General features: G+C 53.6%; 16 protein-coding genes and 1 pseudogene. 9 read left to right on the forward strand and 8 right to left on the reverse strand.

The window, feature by feature from the left end:
• Positions 1 to 97: 97 nt before the first annotated feature.
• Positions 98 to 1,408, forward strand: coding sequence for a glycoside hydrolase family 88 protein (locus VLX68_06045; protein ID HUI91794.1), 1,311 nt, complete (start codon positions 98 to 100; stop codon positions 1,406 to 1,408).
• A gap of 82 nt (positions 1,409 to 1,490) precedes the next feature.
• Here VLX68_06045 and VLX68_06050 read toward each other — a convergent pair whose 3' ends face one another.
• Positions 1,491 to 1,862, reverse strand: coding sequence for a YhcH/YjgK/YiaL family protein (locus tag VLX68_06050; protein HUI91795.1), 372 nt, complete (start codon positions 1,860 to 1,862; stop codon positions 1,491 to 1,493).
• 130 nt (positions 1,863 to 1,992) lie between these two features.
• Here VLX68_06050 and VLX68_06055 point away from each other — a divergent pair, with 130 nt between their 5' ends.
• The 3 genes from VLX68_06055 (at position 1,993) to VLX68_06065 (ending at position 4,076) form a co-directional block, all read left to right on the forward strand.
• A complete protein-coding gene (locus tag VLX68_06055; protein HUI91796.1) occupies positions 1,993 to 2,829 on the forward strand; it encodes a TIGR02147 family protein in 837 nt (278 codons plus the stop codon).
• A complete protein-coding gene (locus VLX68_06060; protein HUI91797.1) occupies positions 2,826 to 3,269 on the forward strand; it encodes a hypothetical protein in 444 nt (147 codons plus the stop codon). Before VLX68_06055 ends, VLX68_06060 begins: the two co-directional genes overlap by 4 nt.
• Before the next feature lie 72 nt (positions 3,270 to 3,341).
• Positions 3,342 to 4,076, forward strand: coding sequence for a hypothetical protein (locus VLX68_06065; protein ID HUI91798.1), 735 nt, complete (start codon positions 3,342 to 3,344; stop codon positions 4,074 to 4,076).
• A 68-nt stretch (positions 4,077 to 4,144) separates the two neighbouring features.
• On the opposite strand, the gene VLX68_06070 is transcribed toward VLX68_06065, so the two are convergent.
• Positions 4,145 to 5,425: a DUF6178 family protein gene (locus tag VLX68_06070; GenBank protein HUI91799.1), complete on the reverse strand. Its 1,281-nt coding sequence runs from the start codon at positions 5,423 to 5,425 to the stop codon at positions 4,145 to 4,147.
• A 203-nt stretch (positions 5,426 to 5,628) separates the two neighbouring features.
• Between VLX68_06070 and VLX68_06075 the strand changes: the two genes are divergently transcribed.
• Complete coding sequence (locus tag VLX68_06075; protein ID HUI91800.1) at positions 5,629 to 6,339, forward strand: DNA alkylation repair protein; 711 nt, start codon at positions 5,629 to 5,631, stop codon at positions 6,337 to 6,339.
• Positions 6,340 to 6,366: 27 nt separating this feature from the next.
• Here the strand turns inward: VLX68_06075 and VLX68_06080 are convergent, their stop codons facing one another.
• The 3 genes from VLX68_06080 to VLX68_06090 all read right to left on the reverse strand — a co-directional run bounded on the left by VLX68_06080 (position 6,367) and on the right by VLX68_06090 (position 8,859).
• A complete protein-coding gene (locus tag VLX68_06080) occupies positions 6,367 to 7,203 on the reverse strand; it encodes an AgmX/PglI C-terminal domain-containing protein (GenBank protein ID HUI91801.1) in 837 nt (278 codons plus the stop codon).
• Positions 7,204 to 7,270: 67 nt separating this feature from the next.
• Positions 7,271 to 8,323 carry a hypothetical protein gene (locus VLX68_06085; protein ID HUI91802.1) on the reverse strand — a complete coding sequence of 351 codons (1,053 nt, stop codon included), beginning with the start codon at positions 8,321 to 8,323 and terminating at the stop codon, positions 7,271 to 7,273.
• A 161-nt stretch (positions 8,324 to 8,484) separates the two neighbouring features.
• Positions 8,485 to 8,859: a PilZ domain-containing protein gene (locus VLX68_06090; GenBank protein HUI91803.1), complete on the reverse strand. Its 375-nt coding sequence runs from the start codon at positions 8,857 to 8,859 to the stop codon at positions 8,485 to 8,487.
• A gap of 458 nt (positions 8,860 to 9,317) precedes the next feature.
• On the opposite strand from VLX68_06090, the gene VLX68_06095 reads away from it, so the two are divergent.
• Both VLX68_06095 and VLX68_06100 read left to right on the forward strand, forming a co-directional pair.
• Entirely contained in the window at positions 9,318 to 12,104 is a 2,787-nt protein-coding gene (locus VLX68_06095; GenBank protein HUI91804.1) for a DUF4982 domain-containing protein, read from the forward strand.
• A gap of 435 nt (positions 12,105 to 12,539) precedes the next feature.
• Positions 12,540 to 15,296: a DUF4982 domain-containing protein gene (locus VLX68_06100; protein ID HUI91805.1), complete on the forward strand. Its 2,757-nt coding sequence runs from the start codon at positions 12,540 to 12,542 to the stop codon at positions 15,294 to 15,296.
• Positions 15,297 to 15,507: 211 nt separating this feature from the next.
• Here the strand turns inward: VLX68_06100 and VLX68_06105 are convergent.
• Positions 15,508 to 15,750: pseudogene (locus VLX68_06105) on the reverse strand (integrase core domain-containing protein).
• Between the two features lie 72 nt (positions 15,751 to 15,822).
• Here VLX68_06105 and VLX68_06110 point away from each other — a divergent pair.
• Positions 15,823 to 16,065, forward strand: a complete 243-nt coding sequence (locus VLX68_06110) for a peptidoglycan DD-metalloendopeptidase family protein (protein ID HUI91806.1) — start codon at positions 15,823 to 15,825, stop codon at positions 16,063 to 16,065.
• Between the two features lie 61 nt (positions 16,066 to 16,126).
• Here VLX68_06110 and VLX68_06115 read toward each other — a convergent pair whose 3' ends face one another.
• Both VLX68_06115 and VLX68_06120 read right to left on the reverse strand, forming a co-directional pair.
• On the reverse strand, positions 16,127 to 17,857 hold the full coding sequence (locus VLX68_06115; GenBank protein HUI91807.1) for a T9SS type A sorting domain-containing protein: 1,731 nt from the start codon (positions 17,855 to 17,857) through the stop codon (positions 16,127 to 16,129).
• Between the two features lie 105 nt (positions 17,858 to 17,962).
• Positions 17,963 to 18,247 carry a hypothetical protein gene (locus VLX68_06120; GenBank protein HUI91808.1) on the reverse strand — a complete coding sequence of 95 codons (285 nt, stop codon included), beginning with the start codon at positions 18,245 to 18,247 and terminating at the stop codon, positions 17,963 to 17,965.
• A gap of 156 nt (positions 18,248 to 18,403) precedes the next feature.
• Here VLX68_06120 and VLX68_06125 point away from each other — a divergent pair.
• The coding region (locus tag VLX68_06125; protein HUI91809.1) for a hypothetical protein at positions 18,404 to 18,617 on the forward strand (214 nt) is incomplete at its 3' end.

Here is an 18,617-nt window from a genome sequence, read left to right on the forward strand (position 1 = left end):
GGGGACGTCGAGATCCCGTCGCTGTTGACAAAAGTCCAATAAACCCTTATATTCTTCACTTAGGCGTTGAAATGCGATAATCCTCAGGGGAGCTGCCATGAAACGTTTCGTTTCCGCAATCAGCCTGCTCATTGTTCTTATCATGTCGAACTCCGTCTTTGCCGACGAGTTTTCCCTCGACAGCATAAAGAGCATCATGCGCAAGGTGGCGAACTACACGTTCACCACGTGGGGCGGCGGCACCGCCGCGGGCATCAACCACGACTGGGACGGCGGCACCATTATGACCGGCGTCGTGGGGCTGTACCGCACCACCGGGGAGCAGCAGTGGCTCGACAGCATTGACAAATGGGGAAACCGCTGGAACTGGACCTGGGGCGGCGGCACCGGCGACAACCTGTGCTGCATCCAGGGGTTCTGCGAGCGGTACATCGTCGATTCGGTCCCGGCCAATGCATCAAAGTATGCCGTATCAAAGACCGCCCTCGACGGCATCCTCAAGTCGCCGGTCAACCACCTTTTCGGATGGCAGGACGCGGTGTACATGGGACTGCCGGATTTTTCCATGATGGGATACATTACCGGAATTCCGATGTATTATGATTCCCTCAACGTCATGTTCCGCGGCGCGGAAAAGGATTTTCAGGACACCGTGTACAAGCTCTGGTACTGGAACACCTCAGCCTCGTTTAAAACCACCCCGCAGGGACATCCCCAGTTCTGGGGCCCCGGCAATGCCTGGGTGCTGGGCGGAATGGTGCGCGCGCTCAAGTACATGCCGCAGGGATCCAAATACCGTCCGGCCTGGGAAGCGACGTTCAAGATGTTCTGCGACACCATCCGCAGCAAGCAGCAGCCCGACGGTTTCTGGCGCACGAGCCTGTTCGAGCCCACCGAATTCCCCAACCCCGAATCGAGTTGCACCGCGTTCTTCATTTACGCCATGTCACTCGGCGTCCAGTGGGGCTTGCTTGACGCGAACACCTTTGTGCCGACCATCCGCAAGGGCTGGTCCTCTCTTGTCAAGGTGGTCACCCCCGCCGGCATGGTCGGCTACGGCCAGCCGTGGAGCAACCAGCCCGGCAGCCCGGAGGCGTGGACATCCATCCCCGAGGGCCACGGCGCGTTTCTTTTGGCGGGGGAGGGCGTGTCGATCATCGTCTCGATGGCGACCGCCATCAACGGCATTACCGCCATGAAGACACCGGGCGCGCAGGGTTCCGGAACTCTTGTTGCTTTGTCGGAAACGCGAAAATGTATAACGCTTCCTGCCGGGGCAAGCGGATTTGAAATGTATAATGTAAACGGGGCCAGGATTTGGAAAAGCGAACGGTGCGTCGGTAAAGTTCAGTTTCTTCCCTCCTCAGTCGCAAAGGGAGGCGTTTGTTTTATAAAATTCCTGCGATGATTTGGTTCCGCTGGATCAACAGAAAAACGGATGAAATGGGTCATTCGCTCTTTTTTTTTCACCAGGATTTTTCCGGAAAAAATTACCGCATCAGGTCCATAGCGACCTTAAGAACCACTTTTCTCACCTTTGATTCTTTCAGATAATTGCATCGCGGCCGGTGGATTTCGCCGGGGAACAGTATTGCGTACATTCCCTCGGCCAGAATTATTGAAGTTTCATGAGGAACCGATTTGTAGGTGATCATGTCTTTTTTGCTGGCAAGATCCTCCATGATTTCCGCCGCCGGATCCGCCGGAGCGAATCCGGCGGTCTCGATCCCCTGATACACAAATTGGACATCGATGTATTTGAGATGGGCTTCGGCTTTTTTTGCTTCCTTGGGCTGGGTGGCATATTCCTGGACAAGCGCGAAAATGGAATCGCCATCCAATCCGTATTTGCCAGCCGCCATTAAAAATGAATTCTTCCGGGATTCGACTGCTGGTTAACCGTTCTCTGAAAAAGAACGTAAAATGACAAAATACTATTGCAGCAGCAAGTGTTTGTTTGTAAATTTAATATCGGACAAAAAGGAAACACCCATGAAGCCAATCTTTGAATACCTGGATTATAGAAGATATTTGCTCGATTACTATAACGAGAAAAAGCGTAAAAACCCCCGTTTTTCCTACCAAACGTGGGCCTATTCTGCCGGGTTCCGGTCGAAGAGCTATTTCCCCGAATTGATTTCCGGAAAAAAGAGCGCCGGAGATGACGCAGTCGGTTCCATTGCGCGTTCTATCGGACTCGAAGGAAAGACGTTCGCTTATTTTGAGGCGCTTGTTGCATATAATCAGGCAAAGATCCACGAACAGAGTCTGCGCGCCTGGGCCAGGCTCAACGACTTCAACCGGCGCAGCAGTGCAAGGCTCCTGATGCGCGACCAGCACGATTTTTACCGACAGTGGTACCACCATACCGTGCGGGAGCTCATCGTGATGAACGACATCGGCGGCGACTGGAAGCGCCTCGCTTCCCTCGTGGTCCCGGCGATAACGCCGCGGCAGGCAAAGGCATCGGTGAAACTGCTGTTGCGCCTGGGACTGGTGCAAAAGAAAGGAAAACGGTATGAATTGACTGACGCCGTGGTCACCAGCGGCGACGAGGTGAAGTCGGTCGCCGTGGCCGAGTTTCACCTGCAGAACCTCGACATCGCGAAAAAGGCCGTTAAGGAAATTCCCGCATCCGAACGTGACGTGAGCTGCGTGGCCGCTTCACTTTCGAAACAAGGGTATGCTGAAGTGAAAGAAGAAGTACGTAAATTCAGGGAAAAACTGGTGAGCATCGTGGAAAAGGACCGGGAGCAGGAACGGGTCTATCATGTCAACGTACAATTGTATCCGACAAGCGCGGCGGGCAAGGAGGAACATCGTCCATGAGCTGGAAATCTTGCGTCCTGGCCGTTTTGGCGGCAATAATGTTGCAATGCTCTTTCAGCGGGTATTCGGGCGGCGGCGTCATCGGCAACCCATCCGGGTTTTCACTGTTGAGCTATACCGATACCCTGCACGGACGGGTCGTTACGACGCACGATTCCATCCTCAGTGCCTGGGCGGCGCAGCTTGGGCTCGTAAAACCGTCGGGCCAAGATTCCGCGCATATTAATGAAGGGCAGCGCTATTCCTATCCGGGTTTACCCGAAGACATGCGTTTTCGGTTTTCCGATCGCTTGGGAAGCCGGGTCAGCGCCTGGTCGCCGGATTCATCTGTCGCATGGATATGGACAACGGCCGGCATTTGTTCGGTGCAGGTGCAAATGACAAACGGGAATGACACGTCCGGATGGTCGAAAGCATTGATCGTAAGAACGATTGAATAATTTTCTAAAGCCTGATGCATAGTAGTTGTTCGAATTATTATCATTGATAAAAATAAAAGAGAGGGACGCGATATGGAAAAATTCAAGTTCGTTTGTCTCGTCTGCCTTGCGATGCTGTTGGCCGGGTGCGCCGGCGGCAAGAAGCTGCAGGTGCCGCTCGCGGAAATAGACAGGCCTATTGTCAATCCGAAAGGAACATGGGAGATAATCCCAAACACCTCAATCTATATGAGCGCCCAAGACACCGTAACGTATCGTGGAATCACTTACCAGGGGCTTGTAGTGCCTCCAGTAGAATATTCAATAACAAATAACATCCTGGTGCAGCTTAATCCTCTTGGATATCTGAAGGTCATAGGACAATTGACCAAAAGTCCTCTCCTGGACACCACGAAACGATATGACTGGCAGTTTGCTTTGGATCTTACTCTTTATTATCCTTCAGAATGGGAACGGTTTGGCATTGAGTATAAAAAGCGGCTTAGTCCTTCGGTCTGGAACAGCGGATATCTGGATTGCTCAACATCATATCACTCCCGCGAAGGATGGACATTCTTATCAGGAATTGTTGGAGACGGGTTCGGTTTTCAACTTTCAGAAAAAGCCGATGTAACCCTTGGGCTGGGCCTTTCCTATGAAACTGAATTTAAGCCTCAATTTGCGGTTTATTACGGGGGTGATGGAAATTTAAACTTCCATTACAGCTTTTCCCCTTGGTTTAGAATAAACGTTGGGACCGCCATTGAATTCTATAAAGAAAAGGGAAGCGAATTGTCTACGGCAGGCTCGTTGGAATTCATGTGGTGAGCACTGTGGCGGAAATCGCATGCGTAAATTCCCTGATGATTGATACGTCCGGATTTGTCGGGAACTCATCAAGAAGAAAACGTATCGCCAATAGTTTCCACGGCTTTCATCAAAAGGTCATATTCCTTTTCCGTCCGCAGCATCCTGCTTTTCCCGTTCTCAGCCATGATCCTCGGCATTTCCAGCGCCGCGTTTTCCAGCACCGCCCGCTCTTTCATTCCGATTTTATCCAATTCGCCATCGCCTGAATATTTTACTATTTGGTTCGCGCGCTCGCGCAGGCCCGATATCATGTCGTGTCCCGCCTTGAAGAATCCGGTAATACCGTTTGTCAATAGCAGCTCCGCCCCTTTTCCCACGTCTCCCTTGCTTGCGTTTTCCAGGCCCAGGCTTGCATACAATTCCGCTTTTTTCACCGTGCGCTGGCGGCCGATAGTGTCCATCTCGCCGCCGTCCGCGATCGAGATTTTCTGCAACAGGCCTGAAAAATCATGGGCGAGGAACGGTCCGCCTTTGCCGGACCTGTGAATGCGGTCCATGACGCGGGCGAGGAAAAGGTCTGTCCCGCCGTGCGAAACGACCGTTTTGCCGGAAGACTTTTTTACCATGTCCGCCTTCTGTAAAATGTCCCATCCCTTTTCGTAAACCTCGACGGCCTCCTCGTATGTGGGCAGCCCCTCTTTTTTCAGCCGTAGTGAATAGGCGAGCCGCGCGCTTTCGAGAATTTCATCCGGGTTTTCATAGACCCGTTTGTGGCACACGAGTGCGAAAAGCGTTCTGTCGGTTTCAAACAGGCGGGTCATGAAATCTTCCACGATATCGTTGTCGAAGCGGCAGTAATCGGGCGTAAACGAGAACGCCTCGGCCTCGCCGCGGCTGTCAGGATTGTCTTCGTCGAAAACGCCCTCCACGTCGAAATGAGGCCGCAGCGCCGCGGCGAGGAAGTCGGCCTCGATGTTTGAAACCGCCTTCGCCGCTACGGCCTCGTCGCATGTGTTAAGTACCTCGAGCCAGTGCAGGAACCTTCCGTCGTCGATGGCGCCTTGGCGCCAGCAGCCCATGGCGAGCATGAAGTTGAGGTGCTCGGGCCCGATGCGCTCCACGAGCGTGTCGAATTCCGACGCCGTGGCGGCCGCCAGCGCGAGCAGCACGTCGCGGCCGGGAAGCGCGTCGAGGAGGCTTGAAAGGTCTTTTGCCAGAAACAGCAATTCCTTTTTGTCTTCGGGACATGCCTCATGCACCAGGCCGCGTTGTTGCGATGTGTCAAGGCCGTTGAACAGGGAAAGCGCCCCAGCCTGATCGCGGACGGAAAGGGCGACAAGAGATGACGCGTTATTTTGATGATTCATGAAAATGCCCGTTATGAGGATGTCGGTATCTTTTTTTCCTTGCATCAAATACTTGTTTTTATCATAAAAAACAAGCGGGATAACGCCGGAGACGTACTTGACGGATTGGCATTTGATTATACAGACAAACCATGTTATATTGATTCTATACGGCGGTTTTCCCTCCTTTCAATGCCGCATTCTTGTCCTAGGAACGATCCATCATGACGGCCCAGGTGATTACCAGCATCCGAAGCGAGCTGAAACGCAGCGCCGATCCCTTGGTCGGAAAATCCTTCGAACGTTTTTTCAAGGAGCGTGCGCGATTTTACGGCGTCAAGTCGGCCACGGTTGGAAAAATCGCGCGCGACACTTTTAAGAAGATAAAGGACTATGAAAAGAAAGCGAAATTCTCGCTCATCGAGGAACTCCTTAAAGCGAAGTACGTTGAGGAGGCGATGATCGGTTATGAATGGGCAGAGAAAATCAGCAAATCATTTGATGAACAGGATTTTTCAATTCTCGAATCATGGCTTACAAGATACGTGAGCAACTGGGCGGAATGCGACACGCTGTGCAACCACGCGATGGGCTCGTTCGTCGACCGGTTTCCCGCCTATGTTGAGAAGCTCAAGATCTGGGCAAGATCAACGAACAGATGGATGAGGCGCGGCGCGGCGGTCACGCTCATCCTTCCCGCGCGGCGCGGAAAGTTCCTCAAGGACGTATTTGACATTGCGGACATTCTCCTGGGCGACGAGGACGACCTGGTACAGAAGGGCTACGGCTGGCTGCTCAAGGAGGCGAGCAAATTACACCGGAAGGAAGTGTTTGATTATATCATGGAGAATAAAAAGGCGATGCCGAGAACGGCGCTGCGGTATGCGGTGGAGAAAATGCCGGAGGGGTTGAGGAAAAAAGCTATGGACAAATAAGAAACCATCTCGAAGGCAGGCGCAAGGCTACGGGGACAAATTGAACGGGTATTCCACCTCCGTAATGTCGCCAGGCTTGTCGATTTTTGCGAATTTAAATGATTTGATGATTGACGTGAATGCTTTTTGAAGTTCTGTATTGTCAATAGTGGTTTGGGGAGGAATAATTCCGGAATAAATGACATCGCCGGATTCGCTGATGGCGAACTTCACCGTTATCTTGCCCGCAAGGCCCGGATGAGTGCGCAGTTCCCGGTTGTAAGCATGCCGGAGGTCCGGCAATCCCTTCACGACAACCCGCATTATTGATGCCCTGCTGCGCCGGCCGGTGATGTTTGACACATAACAGGACGTGTCCTTAAAGGTAAAAATGAATCCTGAGGAATCATTTTTAATCGACCCCTTTAACCAAAGCAAAGGTTTATAATCGGGAATGGAATCGGTTCTTTCGAGGCATGTAACGCTGTCAATCGCCGTCTTGAGAAGATAATACGGCTGATAGTAAGTGAAATACCGAGCGGTGTCAGCGACAAGTTTGGGGTCCGGCTGCGGAAAATCGGTGAAATCGCCGGTTATAAATCTTCCTGATGGAAATACGTAAAACGATATCGTTCTGGCCAGGACGTTAGGTTTGATGCGGGGCTCGTTGAGAATGGCGCTTATTTTTAAGGCAAGGCTGTCGAGCGTCGGCTTAAGATAGGTTGTCGTGCGTTTTTGATGAAACGATGCCTTCTGGTATTTGTCAAGTTCAGCTTTATACCTTTCCCGTGCTTCGGCAGAGGCGATTACCGGGCTTTTCGTTGATGCGCATCCGGAAATAATGGCGGCGGCAACAAGGATTGCGGCGGTAAAGATCGTTTTCATTTGACTCCCCGGATACAGAAATCAAAAATATTTTTCATGCGTTTATCCGGCCCGTCAACCACTCGGATCACCACCGATAAATCCCCTTATTCGGAATCATCGCAAACAGATACCCGTTGCATACCGCGAGGTAGGAGACGCCGGTGGAAAGAGCGCCGGCGGGAAGGCCGTCATTCGGCAAGGCGGTCCAATCCACAAATTTTTGCGTGGAAGCCGCGTTGTTGTATCTGTCTTTTCCGCAATAAATGCACTCGTGCGTCGCGCAGAACATGGTATTGCTGCCTTCGGCGCAAAATGCCGTTACCCTTGCGTCTTGAGGCAGCGAGCCGCTCACCCTCGTCCAAGTGATGCCGAGGCCCTCGGAATGGAAAACGCCGGCTCCTGTGACCGCAAAAATGCCCTGGCCGAAAACGGCGAGGCCGCTGACCACAAGGCCGTTGGGATTGGGCAGCCCGAATCCCGCCTTGTTCCAGGCCCACATCCAGGGGGAGGGAATGTGGTTGTACACCGGCGTCGGGCCTCCGGAAATCAGTTTTCGCTCCAGCCCGCCCATGGTGACAAAGACGCCATGGGTCTCGGTTCCCAAAAAAACCCTTTGGCCGTTGGTGGAAAGGTGCAGTCCATGGGCGAGCGAAGGCAGGACGCCGTCCGAAAAAATATTCCATTGGCCGAAGTCGGCCAGCGGCAGAGGATTAATGGCGCGGAGCACGCGTTCGGGCCGGTTCTGGTGATAATCCACGGCGAACAGATAATTATTGAACACGAGCAGCGAGGATATGGTGTCCATGTCGCGCGGCGTGCGGATTGCCTTCCAGTTTTTTCCGCAATCCGCGGACTGAAGGATTTTGCCCCTGCTGCCGGCATAAACCTGCATACCTCTTACAAAGAAAGAGAATATATCATCGCCGTTTCTCACCACGCTCCAGGTGGCGCCGTTGTCCACGGAACGGTACAGCATGCTGCCATTGGTTCCGACAAGAATGGCGGTATTGCACACGGCCATTGCCGTGACGCCGGTTTGCGCGGGGAATTTTGTTTTTGTCCACCCCGCGGTCTTGGAAAATGACAGCGAGACAAAGGTAAGAAATAAGAGGATGGCGAGAAAACGGGTCAACGGCATGATACCTCCCGGAAAAGCTCAATCTGGAATTGCTGTTTGATGGCGAGCGCGCTCTTGACCACTGCCATAATCATAGTGTCGAAGAGGAAGAAAGTCAACAAAGGATTTTTCAGTTTTATTATCAGGAATTCCCGTGAAGGTGAGAAATCAGGAGAAATGTGTCACGCCGCCTCGGCGCCTTTTGCCAATCTCGCCAGCATCCTGCGCTGATAACGGCCGATTCTCCTGAACTGGATGCCCGCCTGTCGGTACTTGATGTTTTCGTGGTACCGCGTTTTTGCCCACACCACCTTGCCGTGGAAGTGCACCGAAGGAGAGAAGTGTCTCGGCTGCAGTGACATCACCACGCGGTCGCCCTGCTCCAGAACCCTTTTCGTGTTGATTTGCGCGCCGCCGTTGCTGATATCGACCAGCTCTCCCACATTCCTGCCGGCCCAGAGAAAGAAGAAATATTTCTTGTGCACCACCAGCCGGAGTTTTTTTTTGATCCGTGGATGTTTGCGGCGTTCTTTTCCCTGGCCGCGGCCTTCATTCATTACGGCACCCTTGAAAAAGGGGAAGTCTGTTTACCACTGTAAATAAATGATAGTGTTGGAGCCCGAGAAAGTCAACAGGGGAGTAAGAGCTTTTTCTTCGGCAGCGAAGAAAAGTACGCAAAATACGCTTCGGCATCAGCGCCGCCTTTTCCCTCGCCGGTCGGGCCGCCGCGGTGAAGCCGCGGGGCGCCTAAATCTTTTGTATCCTTAAAAACCCTTTAAAAAATCTCCATATAAATTGGTACAATCAGCTTAAAAATTTATATATTTATAGTGGGGGAGATGTGGTTCGGCCGGTTCATCAGCTGGCTTATCAATTTCCATTTAATTTTCCCCGCAATTTCAGCTCCGGTATTTTCATTTTGTAAAGATAAACGCTATGTTTGGGAAGAGATCCATCGGGAAAGAAAAATATTTTAACAAAACTTAAACGTTCAACTTGGAAAAGGGGAGCCGCCATGCTGTTAAAAAAGGCCTTTTTATCCGCGATCATGGTGATTTTCACGGCCGGAATTGTCCTTGCCGAGGTTTACATCGGTGAACCGAACAACCGCGTGACGATAAACCTTGGCGCGACACCGTGGAAGTTCGTAAGAAACGACGTCGGGGGCGGGCCGCAAAATCCGGGCTTCGATGACGCGGCATGGCAGACCGTGGGCATCCCGCACACCTGGAGCGACACGCTTTGCTTTCTCAACATGGACGCCGGCGGGCCTGGTCCCGGATACGATGCGGCCACCTGGTACAGAAAGCATTTCACGCTCGACAACGCCTATCAGGGCAGGAAAATATTCGTTGAGTTCAGGGGTGCGGGCATTGGCGCGGCCGTGTACATCAACGGAACGTTCATTCCCGGTAACAGCGCATACAACCCGAACGCCACGCACGTGATCGCCTTTATCCCCTTCATCGTTGACATTACGCCCTACGTCACCTTCGGCGGCGCGGACAATGTGCTGGCCGTAAAAGTGAGCAGCACCGGCGGGATTTACAGCGACCCGGGCTTTGCGGAGAATTTCAAGTATGGCATGGAGTGCGTCGGACTGTTCAGGCCCGTTTACATGCACATCTGCGACAAGGTGTACGTTCCCGCCAACGTGTATTCGGTGGTCAACAACTGGGGCACCTATGTCGCGGCCGTCACCGCCACCGACGCCTCCGCCGACGTGAAAATACTGACCCACGTCAAGAACGAAAGCGGCGCCGCGGCGAACGTGACCCTCACCACGAAAATCACCGATGCCACGCATACCGTGGTGTGGACCCAGGACCAAACGCAGAACATTCCCGTCGACTCGGCCTTCGTGTTCGACCAGACCGCCACCGTGGCCAACCCGCACCTCTGGTATCCGGCCAACAGCCTCTTCGGCAAGCCCTACCTCTACACGGTTTATCATATTGTCAAGGTCGGCGGCGCCACCGCGGATGTCTTCACCACGAGGCTGGGAATACGCGTGATCACCTGGAGCGCCGATTTACCGGTCATCAACGGCCACCCGCATTACCTGTGGGGCGGCGCGTCGCGGTACGATTACCCGGGTCTCGGGTGCGCGCAGACCGAGGAACAGCAGTGGCGCGACGCGAAATTCATGGCCGACTGCGGCGGCAGCCTCTGGCGGCCCGGCCATGCCACGGCGAGCGGCGAGTTCACCGAGGGATGCGACCAGTTCGGCGTCATGATCATGCAGCCCAGCGGCGACATCGAAGGCACGCTCAACAACCCGACAGCATACCAGGCGGGGATCAAGAAGGAGTTCCACCGCGACATGATCATCCGCGACCGGAACAATCCCTCCATTCTCGGATGGGAAGTGAGCAACGGCCCCTTCAACGTGGCGTTGGAAGACACCATCAGGCGCTCCATCGACAGCGTGTGGGACCCGGTGCACACCCGCGCCATGTCCGACCGGGGGTACTGGAACGCCGTTCCGCAGTTCACCGCAGGGATCGTGAGCACCATTTCCTGTTCGTTTACCGGATGCGAAGTCGCGTTTCACCAGCAGTATCCGCTCATCCCGTCGTGGGGCGCAGAGGCGTGGAATTATGACGCCAGGGATTTCCGCTTCAATTACGACAACGAACTCAATTATGCCAGCTCGTATGTGCAGAACTGGATGAGCAGCAAGAACGCGAAATGCTTCGGCCTCACCCACTGGTATATGGCCGAAACGCCGGGAGAGAGCGGCGTCGGCCGGTCGTTCGGCTGTTCCATGATGGACTTCAGCCGCATTCCCAAGATGCTGTACTGGATCTACCAGGCGTGCTGGACGAACTATGCGGTCAAGCCCGTGGTGAAGCTCGCGCACCACTGGAACCGCAGCGGTGCGATCACCGAAAACGCGTTTTCCAACTGCCCGAGCGTACGGCTGCTGATCAACGGCGTCCAGCAGGGAACGAACCAGGTGCCGTATTCCGATACCGGAAACGGCACCGCGCTCCTGCCGCACCAATGCCAGTGGAACGTGACGTGGGCGTCGGGCACGGTGCGCGCCGAGGGACTTGACGCAAGCGGAAACGTGGTGTGCTTTGACGAGAAGAAGACCGCGGGGGCGGCCGCGTGCGTTGCGCTGACCGTGGAACCGCCCATTGTCAAGCCGTGCGACGGCGACACGTTCAGCATCTTTGCAAACGGTTCCGACGCCGCGTTAATCCTCGCCACCATCGTGGACGCGCAGGGCAACTGGTGCCCCACGTCGCAGCCCAACGTCACGTTCAGCGTGTCGGGCCCCGGCAATTACCGCGGCGGCGCGGACAACAACACCACCGGCGGGCAGAGCCAATTCTATCATTCGCCCGGCGACCATGAGCTCACGGCCGAGGGCGGCATGTGCAAGGTCGCGGTGCGCTCCACGTTCACGCCCGGCACGGTCACGGTAACGGCCACGTCGCCCGGTCTGTGCAACGGCACCGCGACGTTCACCACGGTCGCGGTGCCGAACGGCGGCATCGTGACCGCGGCACGCACGGTCAGACCGTTGCTTTCCACGCTTTCCGCCAGCATCATCACCGTGGGCGGCGCGGTGCGGTATTTCCTGAGCAGGCCGGCGAACCTTTCCGTCCAGGTGCTTGACGCGAGCGGAAGGGCCGTGCTCAGCGTCCCGCGGTCGCTGGTCTCCGAGGGATGGCACCCGCTGGCGCTCCGGGGCGCAACCAGCGCCACTGCAAAGGCGTTTGGCGTTTATTTCATCCGGCTTTCAGCCGATGACGGGTTCCGGTACGTCAAGCGTGTGATTCTGCTGAGGTAGTGAATGAGTTGAAAAATTGAATAGCTGGGAGTTGAGAAGTTTAGACAGAGCGTGCTGATATAGTCTTATTTGATGCGAGTTGGCAAAGTAAAACAGTTGACCGATGCATATTCTTTTGCCGCGCGCCAGGCAGGACTGGAGGTCGCTCTGGAGAGCGATGCTGCCCGGACGCCGCCGCGAGAGCGGCATAGCGCCGTGGCAGCCCGAGCCGAAGGCGAGACCGGAAGGACGGCCGCCGACGCGAAGCGGCGGGGCGCCATGATCTTATAAATTTAATATTTGTTTTGTTCACTGGAGTGAACAACATTTGTTAATATTCGGCATCCGTACCTTCTGTTTCCTTATATTTCATGATTAGTCTGTCGCATGACGTGAAAGGGTATTAATTTTTAATAGGGGGAGTCGCAAATGTTAAAAAAAACATCAGTAGCAGGGATGGCTTTGTTGATTATCGCGGCCGCATGTATTGCGCAAACGTATACCGGAGAGCCCAGCAACCGGGTGAAAATCAACCTGGGCGCCACACCGTGGAAATTCACCACCGGCGATCCCGCCAATGCGTCGACGGCCAGCTTCAACGACGGTGCGTGGCAGACCGTGGGCGTGCCGTATACCTGGGACGACATGCAGTCGTTTCTCAACATGGGATCGGGCGGCCCGGGCGGCGGTTTGGGCTCGATCGCGTGGTACCGGAAGCACTTTACACTTGACAACAACTATCAGGGGCGGAAGATTTTCGTGGAATTCGAGGGCGCTCATATCGGCGCGCAGGTGTATATCAACGGCACCATGATAAAAACCAACAGCGCCTACAACCCGAACGCGACCCATGTGATCGGTTTTGAACCCTTCATCGTCGACATCACTCCCTACGCTAACTTCGGCACGACCGAAAACGTCCTGGCGGTCAAGATCAGCAACGTCGAGGGTTTTTACACCTATCCGCATTTTTCGTGCGAGTTCAAGTACGGCATGGGCCAGGGCGGGTTGAACTGGCCCGTATGGCTGCACATCACCGACAAGGTGTACGTGCCTGCCAACGTGTATTCGGTGGTCAACAACTGGGGCACCTATGTCGCGGCAATGACCGCCACCGACGCCTCGGCCGACGTGAGAATACTCACGCATGTCAAGAACGAAAGCGGGGCCGACGCCAACGTGACCCTCACCACCAAGATCGTGGAGGCGCTGTCGACAATCGTGGCGTGGAGCGGGACCGCGACGCAGGTGATCCCCACGGACTCGGCGTTCGTCTTTGACCAGACCGCGACCGTGGCCAATCCGAAGCTGTGGTATCCGGCCAACAGCGTGTGGGGCAGGCCCAACATGTACCGGGTTTACCATATTGTCAAGGTCGGCACGAACACGGTGGACGTGTTCGAGAGCCCGCTCGGCATCCGCGTGATCACCTGGAACAACGATTGCCCGGTCATCAACGGCCATCCGCATTACCTGTGGGGCGGCGCGTCGCGCTACGATTATCCGGCGCTGGGCGCCGCCCTGCCCGAAGAGGTGTGGTGGCGCGATGCGAAACTCATGGCCGACGGCGGCGGCAGCCTCTGGCGGCCCGGCCATGCCACGACCAGCCCTGAATTTGTCGCGGCATGCAACGCATACGGCGTCATGCTCATGCAGCCCAGCGGCGACATCGAGGGGAGCTTCATGACCTCGCAGATAGCGCCGTGGACTTCGAGCTACAACGCGGGACTCAAATACGAAACCCACCGGGACATGCTGATCCGGGACAGGAACAACCCTTCAATCGTGGCGTGGGAAGTGAGCAACGGCCCCATCGACATTGATTTTGCGAAAGCGCTGCGGCACCTCGACAGCACGTGGGACTTTGTCCACACACGCGCCAGCTCCGACCGGGGCTATTGGCCGGATCAACCCAATGTGGTGGCCGGCGCCACCAGTATTATTTCCTGCTCGGGCGCGGGCTGCGCCACGCCGTTCCATCAGCAATATCCCACCATACCAACCTGGGGAGCCGAGGAATGGGGCGCGGGCACCGCCTTCAGGTTCGATTACGACGGCGAGCTCGCATTTGCAAACGGCTATGTCAATAACTGGAGGACTTATTACAAGGCGCATGTCTTCGGCTACACCCAGTGGTACATGGCGGAAACGCCGGGAGAAAACGGCATCGGAAGGTCGTTCGGGTGCGCGGCCATGGACTGGAACCGCATTCCCAAAATGCTGTACAAGATTTTTCAGGCAATCTGGACGCCGTATTCCGTGCGGCCGGTGGTCAATCTCGCGCATCACTGGAACCGCTCGGGAGCGATAACGGTGAACGCGTTTTCCAACTGTCCTAGCGTGCGGCTGCGCATCAACGGCGCCGACCAGGGGACCCAGACGCCGTATCCCGACACCGTGGGCACCGCCATGATGCCGAGGCAATGCTCCTGGAACGTGACCTGGGCCTCGGGCACGGTGCGCGCCGAGGGCCTTGACGCAGGCGGAAACGTGGTCTGCTTTGACGAAAAGAAAACCGCGGGCAATCCCGCATGCGTAGCGCTGACGGTTTTGCCGCCCATTGTCCGGCCCGACAACGGCGATACCTTTCAGATCTATGCAAACGGCTCGGATGCGGCGCTTATACTGGCCACCATTGTTGACGCGCAGGGCAACTGGTGCCCGACGTCGCAGCCCAATGTCACCTTTGCCGTGTCGGGCCAGGGCAATTACCGCGGCGGGGCCGACAACAACATATCCCCCGGCGGGGCCAACGCCCATTCGCCCGGCGATCCCGAGCTGACGGCCGAAGGCGGCATGTGCAAGGTTGCGGTGCGCTCGACGTTCACGCCCGGCACGGTCACGGTAACGGCCACGTCGCCCGGTCTGTGCAACGGCACCGCGACGTTCACCACGGTCGGCGTTCCTCCTGTCGGTATCGTGCGTCCCGTGTTTGTCAACAATTCTGAAATGCCGTCGGTTCAAATGAGAATGGCGGGCGGCATGCTGCGGTATTTCCTCAGCCGGCCGGCGGCCGTCTCGTTCGAGATTCTCAGCGCGGGCGGAAGGCTTGTTGACAAGGTGGAATTTTCAAGACAGTCTTCCGGCTGGCACGGGCTGCCGCTCGCGGAAAAAACCGGCAACGCCGGCCTCAAGGTCAACGGCGTGTATTTCGTTCGCTGCACGGTGGACGGGAAATTCCTGAGTGTGAAGAGGGTGCTGGTAACGCAATGAGGTCATAATAATTCACGGGATGATTGATTTAGAAAAGGCATCCGGATAGGATGCTTTTTCTGTTTTTATGGATAGATGATGATAAAAGTACGAGAAAAAGTTACGCGGCATGTCGTCTATGGATGCTATTTGGGCTGGCTGCTGCAAGAAGGCGCTTTCGTACAGGCGGGAATTCTCTCATCAGCTGCAATAGGATTTCCACCGGCGGCAAATAGTTTATCCCTGAATGAACACGCTTACGGTTGTAAACCTCCTCGATAAAGTACGGGATGCGTTCTGCAACATCGATGAAGCTTTCGTATTCCCAGATGTACACTTCATCCCTTTTCAGCGTTTTTATGAACGACTCGGCAAAGGCGTTGTCGTACGAATTTCCACTACGGGACATAATAATTGTAAAGCCATGCTGTTTCAACAAGTCCACATAATCCTGGCAGGCATATTGAACACCCCTGCCTAACGCCGCGCTAATATGCCGGACTACGACCGCATTTTCTCTATGCAAACCGGTGTCGCCAGGGAAGACATGATCGTAACGTTTTCCCATATGGACAGGCGCTTTTTCCAGAACGGCCAGTTTGTGAAAAAGGGGACCGCCGTGGGCACGGTCGGCCTCACCGGCGAAACCACAGGCCCGCATGTGCATGTCGGGTACGGCGTGAAAAGCGCACCCGGCGACGGCATTGACTTCGGAAAGTTTTTCTATAAATATACCGACCCCAAGCTGTTATTTTACCGGGAACAGTACCTTGCGAATGTAAACCGCTGAGGTAAAAAGCAGCAGAGGTTCGGCGGTATCGTGAAAGACCTTTACAAATAAAGATTACCCGCTATTTTGTCAGGATTGTTTTCGCTGAAAATGTCTGCCCGTCGATTACCGCCTTGATTAAATATACCCCGGTTTTATTTCCTCGACGCCAATTGATTGATTCATCGGAAACATTGCTGAAGCGATAGGCCAGACGGCCGGACATGGTATAAATCGAAACATCGGCCGGATGAAAGTGGCGGGGAAGAAAGATGATGCAAATGGAATTACCGGGTTCTTGACCAATACGAAGTGAAGGTGTTGAAAGATGTCTGGAGAAGATATTCTGTGTGGTTCCGGTTGTGATTTGACAATTATAAACTTCCAATTCCATATCTGATAATGCAAACGCCAGGTTTTTTACCGTGTCGATAAAGATATTTTTAGCACTTTTAAGAACTGGCGCATCAATGAATATGCCATCTGCGATTATAGGAAACTCGATTTGACCACTGACACGAATTATAGTCTTTACCTTGGGAGAATAATTAAAATCGATAATTTCAACAATACTGTCAGTGGACAAGAAATTTCCGGGGCTTATGGCGTTAAAGAAATATCTGCCGTTATATATTTTATTATTCAATACCGTATATCCATCAAGCGCGGTTGTATCAATAAATGAAATGATATTATTATTAATCGAATATCGCGCTGCCATAGTAACCCAGTCTCCAAAACCAAAATTTATACTTCCCATGGTGATGAAAACGCTGTCCGAAATAAACCCTGGAAAGTAGGTGGCTGGATAGCGAAAATCGCTTGGCAATTGCGGTATCATTATCCCGCTTACGACATGGATTTCGCCGGAGGAGTATTTGTAACGGACTAGAGAGTCCATATTGGGGCCTTCATTTCCAATAATGTTTGGTCCTTTGGAAAGCGATGCCTTTCCCAACATTGCTGCCGGAGACTTTCCGGTTCCGGCGAAAATGAGTGCGCTGGGGTTTGAAACGTTTATTATGGAAAAAGTTGTTGAATCAGGCGCCCCGGTTTCATTGAGGACTATTGTATCTCCGAATTTAAGGCTCCAACCTTTGTAGTTGATCGGAAAACTGCTTAGTTTATTTGAGAGACTGCATTTTCTTGGGATACTCCTCGCCATGGCGTCCAAGTCGAAGGTAAAGAGCGTATCTACATTGGAACTGAGCCCCTGTTGGTTGTTGTAAGTAAGCGCATAGTATTGATACCACGTGTTTGGAGAAACTGCCGAGTCCGTATAAGAAATTACTCCTTTTTGAGAGCGTGTTGATGATACGATATCTTTTATCATCTCAAAAGCGGCAAAATTAGCTGATTTGTAAATCTTATATCCTAATTCTACCGTTGAGCTGTCATAGAACTGCACATGCACGATATGTGTGAGCGTGTCATAAAAAACAGATAAATTTTGAGGGCTAACAAAGACAATTGTGGATTTTGGCGTGATGCTCGCCGAATCCCCGTTCGAGGTGTCCGCATGTTCGGTCAGCGAATAAGCGGTGAGAGCATAGTAATACGTCGTCTGTGCGGTCGGCCTTACCGCATCCGTAAACGATGTCGCGGTACCAGGAGCGGTATCAATCGCTTCGTATGTACCAGCAGCCACTGTCTTCCTAAGAATAATAATGCCTTGGTAGTCAACGCTGTTGTTCCGCCAGGTCAACTGTACAGCCGTGTCCGCGACTGAATCGGCGCTGAAGAGGTAAGGCGCCTGAAGCCCGAACGCCGCTTGCCATAAAAAGAAGACCACCAAGACGATAGGGTTTTTCATGGTATTTTTTCCTTTGGTTATCATCCTTTCACGTATAATGTAACCTAAATATGGTGGGGAGTCAACAGCCATTATAAAAAAATGTATTCTGCTCGAAAACACTATCTATCCACCGCATTCGATGAACTGTATTTTCTTTTTCCTTAGCGCGGCAAAGAGCCTCGGTGAAAACCCCGCTGCCCGCAGCTTTGCGCCGACATAGTCAAGCGCCATGTCCGGCGAATTGTGGTCCTCGCTCAAATGCGACAGCACAATGGTGCGCGGCGGCCTGCGCGACGCCGCGCAAATCTTGACAAGCGCCTGTGCCGCCTGCTCATTGGAAAGATGGCCCGCGTTGAAAGCCACCCGCTGTTTGTGAAAATAGGGACGGCGCGGGTTGTCCCAAAGCATGCCGGATCTATACGCGTATCCATAAGGGTGGGGAAGAGTATAGTGTTTTTTGCCAGAAAACAGAAATCTTATTGAAAAACAGAAACATCTTGGTATTTTTGTCTTATATTAACATAGGTAAAAGGTGGGTATTGACAGAATCCACAAGGAGGGCACATGATAAAGAAAATTGCACCTCGTTTTATTTTTCTGACTGCAATGGTGGTGGCTGCGTTTTTCCCAAATAGGATATTTCCCGCATATATCGAAGGGATTGACACGACGGATGCAAACGGATATGGACTGGATTCGACATTTAAGATTGGAACAAACGGCATGGCAATTGGGAACAACGGTGCATCTGTCATCAATTATAATAGCTTGGCTGGCT

It is taken from the genome of Chitinivibrionales bacterium (assembly GCA_035516255.1).
Lineage (GTDB): Bacteria > Fibrobacterota > Chitinivibrionia > Chitinivibrionales > FEN-1185 > FEN-1185.

Excerpts from the sequence above, each read along its gene's own strand:
- VLX68_06045 (HUI91794.1), top strand. The coding sequence starts at position 98 with ATGAAACGTTTCGTTTCCGCAATCAGCCTGCTCATTGTTCTTATCATG.
- VLX68_06050 (HUI91795.1), bottom strand. The coding sequence starts at position 1,862 with ATGGCGGCTGGCAAATACGGATTGGATGGCGATTCCATTTTCGCGCTT.
- VLX68_06055 (HUI91796.1), top strand. The coding sequence starts at position 1,993 with ATGAAGCCAATCTTTGAATACCTGGATTATAGAAGATATTTGCTCGAT.
- VLX68_06060 (HUI91797.1), top strand. The coding sequence starts at position 2,826 with ATGAGCTGGAAATCTTGCGTCCTGGCCGTTTTGGCGGCAATAATGTTG.
- VLX68_06065 (HUI91798.1), top strand. The coding sequence starts at position 3,342 with ATGGAAAAATTCAAGTTCGTTTGTCTCGTCTGCCTTGCGATGCTGTTG.
- VLX68_06070 (HUI91799.1), bottom strand. The coding sequence starts at position 5,425 with ATGAATCATCAAAATAACGCGTCATCTCTTGTCGCCCTTTCCGTCCGC.
- VLX68_06075 (HUI91800.1), top strand. The coding sequence starts at position 5,629 with ATGACGGCCCAGGTGATTACCAGCATCCGAAGCGAGCTGAAACGCAGC.
- VLX68_06080 (HUI91801.1), bottom strand. The coding sequence starts at position 7,203 with ATGAAAACGATCTTTACCGCCGCAATCCTTGTTGCCGCCGCCATTATT.
- VLX68_06085 (HUI91802.1), bottom strand. The coding sequence starts at position 8,323 with ATGCCGTTGACCCGTTTTCTCGCCATCCTCTTATTTCTTACCTTTGTC.
- VLX68_06090 (HUI91803.1), bottom strand. The coding sequence starts at position 8,859 with ATGAATGAAGGCCGCGGCCAGGGAAAAGAACGCCGCAAACATCCACGG.
- VLX68_06095 (HUI91804.1), top strand. The coding sequence starts at position 9,318 with ATGCTGTTAAAAAAGGCCTTTTTATCCGCGATCATGGTGATTTTCACG.
- VLX68_06100 (HUI91805.1), top strand. The coding sequence starts at position 12,540 with ATGGCTTTGTTGATTATCGCGGCCGCATGTATTGCGCAAACGTATACC.
- VLX68_06110 (HUI91806.1), top strand. The coding sequence starts at position 15,823 with ATGATCGTAACGTTTTCCCATATGGACAGGCGCTTTTTCCAGAACGGC.
- VLX68_06115 (HUI91807.1), bottom strand. The coding sequence starts at position 17,857 with ATGAAAAACCCTATCGTCTTGGTGGTCTTCTTTTTATGGCAAGCGGCG.
- VLX68_06120 (HUI91808.1), bottom strand. The coding sequence starts at position 18,247 with ATGCTTTGGGACAACCCGCGCCGTCCCTATTTTCACAAACAGCGGGTG.